This is a genomic window from Knoellia aerolata DSM 18566 (assembly GCF_000768695.1).
Lineage (GTDB): Bacteria > Actinomycetota > Actinomycetes > Actinomycetales > Dermatophilaceae > Knoellia > Knoellia aerolata.
This window is the reverse complement of the sequence record NZ_AVPL01000209.1, coordinates 1-323: the sequence shown is the minus strand read 5'-3', so window position 1 is coordinate 323 and position 323 is coordinate 1. Positions and strand designations below refer to the sequence as shown.

Below are 323 nucleotides of genomic sequence, written 5' to 3'. Positions count from 1 at the left end.
ACCGAGAACTGGACCCGGCCCCAGATGTCGGGAGCTCCGCTCGTCGCCCAGACGAACGCGAGCCAGCCCAACGTCCAGAGCACCGTCCGGTGGGCCGGCCACGCGTCACCACGACGACGGAGACGGCGCGCGCCCGCGGCATACAGACCGGTCGCCACGAGGGCGATGGCGATCATCAGCCAGCTCGGCCGCCAGGCGGTGAGCCAGTCCACCGCCGCCATGGGCCCGGGGTCGGGGAACCCGGTGATCGACAGGACCGCGCTGGGCGCGAGCTCGGAGTCGGGCACCGGCGGGGGGGTCCTGCTGAGGACCGCCCCGAGCCC

Annotated in this window: 1 protein-coding gene; it reads right to left on the bottom strand. The window is 74.6% G+C overall.

The window, feature by feature from the left end; all coding sequences use genetic code 11:
• A partial coding sequence (locus tag N801_RS19360; protein ID WP_245618526.1) for a cytochrome c oxidase assembly protein occupies window positions 1-287 on the bottom strand: 287 nt, incomplete at its 3' end.
• Between the last annotated feature and the right edge of the window lie 36 nt (window positions 288-323).